Genomic DNA, 5,509 nt, shown 5'->3' with positions numbered 1-5,509 from the left:
GTGTAGGGGTGTAGGGGGGCAAGGGTGCAGAGGAGAAAAGAGTTATTTAATTTTGACTTTTGACTTTTGACTTTTGACTTGATCTTGCCCAATGCCCAATGACCTATTGCCTTTTCTTGCTGACAACTGTTAACTGTTAACTGATAACTGTTAACTGTTTCATCATGTCCTACTCTCACGCACCTCTCACCTATCCCAGCATTAGCAAAAGCAATCAAGTAGATGATTATCACGGTACTCTGGTTGCAGATCCTTACCGTGAATTAGAAGACCCCGATGCAGAAATAACAAAAGCTTGGGTTGAGGCACAAAATCAAGTTACTTTTAGCTACCTAAGTGAAATTCCAGCACGGGAAAAAATTAAACAGCGTCTGACTAAATTATGGGACTATGAAAAATATGGTATTCCCTTTCAAGAAGGGGAAAAATATTTTTATTTCAAAAATGATGGACTGCAAAATCAAAGTGTTCTTTATACTCTCCCTAGTTTAGATGCAGAACCGAGAGTTTTACTTGACCCGAATCAACTTTCTGAAGATGGTACAGTTGCCCTTTCAGGAATTGAAATTAGTGAAAATGGTAAACTTTTAGCTTATGGTTTGTCTATTTCTGGTTCAGATTGGCAAGAGTGGAAAGTTCGTAATGTAGAAACGGGTGAAGATTTACAAGACCATTTACAATGGATTAAATTTTCCGGTGCTTCTTGGACACATGACCATCAAGGGTTTTTCTACAGTCGTTATGATCAACCAAATGAACAAACTAAATTAGAGGATGTTAATTATTACCAAAAGCTTTATTACCATAAACTTGGCACTGACCAATCAGCAGACATATTAATTTACCATCGTCCTGATGAGAAGGAATGGGGTTTTGGTGGTGAAGTTACAGAAGATGGCAAATATCTAATTATTTCTGTTTGGCTGGGAACTGACCACAGAAACTTGATTTTTTACAAAGATTTGACTAATCCTCATGCTGAAGTTGTCGAATTAATTAACCAATTTGAGGCAAATTACAGCTTTATTGATCATGATGATAGTGTCTTTTATTTTCGCACAGATTTAAATGCCCCACGAGGCAGAGTCATTGCCATTGATACTAAAAATTCTGCTTCAGAAAATTGGGTAGAAATTATTCCTCAAGCAGCAGAAAAATTAGATGCTGTGGGCATTTTAAATAATCAATTTGTGGCTGACTATTTACAAGATGCTTATAGCCAAATTAAAATATTTGATTTAAAAGGTAATTTTATCAGAGAAGTAGAATTACCAGGAATTGGTTCTGCTGGAGGTTTTGGCGGTAAACGTGAAGATACAGAAACTTTTTATAGTTTCACCAGTTTTACTACTCCCGGAACTATCTACCGCTATGACATGAAAACGGGTAAAAGTGAAATTTTTCGTCAGCCCAAGGTAGATTTTAATCCTGATGATTATGAGATTAAACAGGTATTTTATGCCAGTAAAGACGGTACACAAATACCGATGTTTATCACTCATAAAAAAGGTCTTAAATTAGATGGCAATAACCCAACATATTTGTATGGATATGGTGGTTTTAATGTTTCACTAACACCTAGTTTCTCCGTTAGCCTGTTGGTATGGATGGAAATGGGAGGAGTTTACGCTGTACCTAATTTGCGTGGTGGTGGTGAATATGGAGAAGAATGGCATCAAGCAGGAATGAAGGAGAAAAAACAAAATGTTTTTGATGATTTTATTGCTGCGGCTGAATGGTTAATTGCTAATAATTACACTCAACCGCAAAAATTAGCTATTGGTGGTGGTAGTAATGGTGGTTTGTTGGTGGGAGCTTGTATGACACAGCGCCCGGAATTATTTGCTGCTGCTTTACCCGCAGTGGGCGTGATGGATATGTTGCGTTTCCATCAATTTACCATTGGTTGGGCTTGGGTAGCTGAATATGGTTCTTCGGAAAATGCAGAGGAGTTTAAAAATTTGTATGGTTATTCTCCGTTGCATAATTTAAAGCCTGGTACCGCTTATCCTGCTACTTTAATTACTACCGCAGATCATGATGATCGGGTTGTTCCTGCCCATAGTTTTAAGTTTGCGGCAACTTTGCAAGAATGTCATGTTGGTGATGCGCCGGTGTTGATTAGAATTGAGACGAAAGCAGGACATGGTGCGGGTAAACCGACGGCGAAAATTATTGAGGAAGCGGCGGATAAGTGGGGGTTTTTGGTAAGGGTTTTGGGGGTTGAGGTTTAATTTTTGGGTGGGGTGTTCCTACCTTTTTTTGTCTCACGCAAAGACGCAAAGAGGGGAATTAAGAGGCATTTGTCCACCAATTTTTGAGAGGATGGTTGTTAGGTGGTGAATATTTTGCTTTTAACTGAATTGCCTGAAGTACATTACGAAGTGTTGAGGAATTAATATTTTCTACGTCTGACCAATGTTTAATGATTTCTGGAGTTGATACAACCTGAATGTGTGATGCAGTCTGTTGAATAAATTTGATTGCTTTTTTATCGTCGGTGGCGATCGCCCATCCTCGATGAAAAGCAATAGCAAAAGTTGCTGACTCACCATCATCAAGAACAGCAGCATAGTTAACAAATGATTCTTCTTCTGCTTCTGATTCAAAATCTACAACTTTTAATAAACCTTGTTGAATGGCTTCTTGAAATTCTAACACAGCATTGTTTTCTTCTTGCTGAAGTTGTTGAAGTGTGTTTAATTCCCGTTCTTGGACAACTGTAGTCACGACAATTTCCGCAGGAAGAGATTTCAAAATTCCTAAAAATTGACCAGATGCACAAAGATTAAGAACACAACAAGCATCAAGAATAATGTGGGAGTGAGTAATTTGCATAACAATTTATATACTCCTCACTTCCCAGCATTTTGGATTTGACGCAAATCAAAATCCGTATCTTCTGCCATCATTCCGCTTGAATATTCTCTTAATGCTTCGGCAATACGACGAGCTTCTAAACGATCAACATGGAGAAATTCAGCAAAACGCCCTTCTGTAATTAAACCTTGATCTAGTGCTTCAATTGCTAGGTGTTGGTAGTGCAGAGGCATCATATCAACTCTTTGGGGAATCTGTTCTAAACCTAGTTCTTCCTGTACCTTTCTGACTTTTAAACCTCTGTCTCGCAATTTCTCCCAAGTTCCAGAAGGTAGAAGTTCCATTTCTTCTAACCGGTAAACTAGGGCTTCTACGGACACACCATAGTAATGCGCTAGTGTAAATAAATTGGTCGGTGTGAATTTGCTATGAGTACGGTACATATCATTAAACCGCTTCAGCAATCCACTGGTAGGCATCAAGAAATATTTGGGGAAAGTTTCCGCTAATTGCTCACTTTCAGGAAATCGTTGATATTGACCATCAAAATGAAACTCTGGTTTTTGCCGATGCGCTAAAAAGTGCAGATATCCATGCGCCATTGACCAGCGCCGACGTTCTTCTGGATGATTGGCATTAATGGCCATACAACCGCCAACTTCTTCGTTATAGCTATACACTTCTGAGTATTTTTGCGGCATCTGCAAATAGAAGATCCGTAAACCCACATCTTGTTCTAGGATGTCGCGTAGTTGCGAAATAGGCGCATCACCTAAACCCAAGCGTTGACGCTCTGCTACTGCTATACTCTCCGCAGCAGATTTTATGGGCATATCAGTTACTTGATACTCAAGAGGATAGTTTCGCGCTATTGGCGCATCCATGATTTTCTCAAGTTCTAGGTAATTCTGGCATAATTCCTCTAATTGAGAGATAAATGGTTCAATTTCTGCTTGCTGTTCCTGACTGCGTTGATAAACTGCGCGAAACTGCACTTCAAAAGGTTGTACGACAGGGCGTTGTCGCACAAATTCACTTACAGAACGTCCGTAAGCACGGGCAAGTTTAATCAGTTCATTGGCTTTGAGACGACGTTCTCCTTTTTCAATAGCGATCATAGTGGTGCGTGCAGCATCAATAATCTTGGCTGCATCCGCTTGAGTCATGTTGCATTTTTTACGGGCTTGTTGGAGGAGTTCACCTAATGTCCGCAGGTCAATGTTATCCAGGATGTTGGTAGTCATGATGTTTTTTGATAATGTCAGGTATTAATTATATTATTTTAGCTATAATGTCAGGTCTTGATATAGTTGACAAATAGATTACCTGTTAATACTATAGTCGCAAGTGCCTCACCTGTAACTACTTTAATTCATTATTAGTCAATCAGACTAATAAGAACGATAATTTAGGAGTAGTGAATCATGGTTAGATATGCCTTCCAAAAAACCGCAAATGACAATTCGTATAGAAGAAGACGAATATAAATACTTAGAAGATTGGGCTGCTAGAGAGTTTCTCAGTGTTCCTCAACTAGCTAAGGTTATTGTCAAGAGAGCGATCGCACAAAATAAAAAATCTCAACAACTAGAATCACCATGACAGATGAAGAAAAAATTTCCAGACACGCAGCAACAGATAGAGATAAATGTCAAGAAATGGCTGATAAATACGGATGGGAATTATTGAAAGTAGAACCTACTAATAATAAAATACTCAAAGTTGATTGTGTGTTTTAAGGTGAAACAGAAATTACGAATTATCATGAGGAATCAGAAAATGAGTAAATATATTAGTATTAAAGCAGATAAAGGACAGGTAGAACACTTGGAAAAAATGTTCCTATCTCATACCGCAGCGTGTACCGATATCCTAGCTGAACATTATGATGGTTCTAAAAAGCCTATTCCCGAACCAGGTTATAGACTCAAGGAATTTTGTCAAGTTGAAGAATATGTAGATCCTGAATTTCCAGGTGCAAGTACACATTATAGAATTGGTGATTGGGAAGTTTCCAAGGTAGAAGAATATGTACCCGATTTACCTGTGGGTACTTTTGAATCAGTAGTTATTTGTTATTGTCGTTATTCTCCCATCAATACCCCATTAAAACCATTACCAAAAATCCAAGTATCCCCCAGTATTAAAATAGAAGCGTGAATAGAAAATTGTGGGAAATTGTAGGTAAATTAAAAAGGCATTTTCATGTAAATCTCCCACATTTTGATTTTATTTCCTGAAAAGTAATAGGTTTCAAGTATAATGTTCATCATATTAATTACACTGTAGCTCAAATCTCAAAGTTATTACCCAATTTATTAGTGTAATTAATTTTCAATATTTATTTTTAAAATGCGTTTTGGAATAGTATTAAATTCTCCTTCTCCTCTAGGAAATAATGGTAAGTAGTTTCTTTGTTCATATTCACCATCTGTTGAATTTAACAAAATTACCCTATTTGCAGGAAGTTCTGAATAATAACCAACTTGTTGATATTTTAGGATTGCAATTTGAGAATCTTCAATGCCTATAGAACATAATTTTTTACGATTCGGACAACCTATTAAACACCGCCAGGGAACAGTTTTATCATTATCATGGATATATTCAAAAGAAGACTTAATTTTTATTTTTCTATTTCTATTTTTGATAATTCCTTTAACGACTTCTAGCGGTGTTACTGTAATCC

Annotated in this window: 7 protein-coding genes; 4 read left to right on the top strand and 3 right to left on the bottom strand. The window is 37.4% G+C overall.

The window, feature by feature from the left end; translation table 11 throughout:
* The first annotated feature begins 164 nt into the window (after positions 1–164).
* Entirely contained in the window at positions 165–2,234 is a 2,070-nt protein-coding gene (locus tag A0J48_RS25755; RefSeq protein WP_200327418.1) for a prolyl oligopeptidase family serine peptidase, read from the top strand.
* 58 nt (positions 2,235–2,292) lie between these two features.
* Here A0J48_RS25755 and A0J48_RS25750 read toward each other — a convergent pair whose 3' ends face one another.
* Both A0J48_RS25750 and A0J48_RS25745 read right to left on the bottom strand, forming a co-directional pair.
* Positions 2,293–2,838, bottom strand: coding sequence for a hypothetical protein (locus A0J48_RS25750; RefSeq protein ID WP_200327417.1), 546 nt, complete (start codon positions 2,836–2,838; stop codon positions 2,293–2,295).
* A gap of 17 nt (positions 2,839–2,855) precedes the next feature.
* Entirely contained in the window at positions 2,856–4,064 is a 1,209-nt protein-coding gene (locus tag A0J48_RS25745) for an XRE family transcriptional regulator (RefSeq protein ID WP_200327416.1), read from the bottom strand.
* Positions 4,065–4,254: 190 nt separating this feature from the next.
* Between A0J48_RS25745 and A0J48_RS25740 the strand changes: the two genes are divergently transcribed.
* Genes A0J48_RS25740 through A0J48_RS25730 form a run of 3 tightly spaced genes read left to right on the top strand, consistent with a single transcriptional unit; the run spans position 4,255 to position 4,980 of the window.
* Positions 4,255–4,422, top strand: a complete 168-nt coding sequence (locus A0J48_RS25740) for a hypothetical protein (protein WP_200327415.1) — start codon at positions 4,255–4,257, stop codon at positions 4,420–4,422.
* Positions 4,419–4,559, top strand: coding sequence for a hypothetical protein (locus A0J48_RS25735; RefSeq protein WP_200327414.1), 141 nt, complete (start codon positions 4,419–4,421; stop codon positions 4,557–4,559). Before A0J48_RS25740 ends, A0J48_RS25735 begins: the two co-directional genes overlap by 4 nt.
* Before the next feature lie 40 nt (positions 4,560–4,599).
* Positions 4,600–4,980 (top strand): hypothetical protein, encoded by a 381-nt coding sequence (locus A0J48_RS25730; RefSeq protein WP_200327413.1) that lies wholly within the window; start codon positions 4,600–4,602, stop codon positions 4,978–4,980.
* 167 nt (positions 4,981–5,147) lie between these two features.
* On the opposite strand, the gene A0J48_RS25725 is transcribed toward A0J48_RS25730, so the two are convergent.
* Positions 5,148–5,509: hypothetical protein (locus A0J48_RS25725; RefSeq protein WP_200327412.1), on the bottom strand; the 362-nt coding region annotated here is incomplete at its 5' end.

The organism is Sphaerospermopsis aphanizomenoides BCCUSP55, from assembly GCF_001586785.1.
Classification (GTDB): domain Bacteria; phylum Cyanobacteriota; class Cyanobacteriia; order Cyanobacteriales; family Nostocaceae; genus Sphaerospermopsis_A; species Sphaerospermopsis_A aphanizomenoides_A.
Note: the sequence above shows the minus strand (reverse complement) of the source record. Positions and strands in the feature narration are given on the sequence as shown.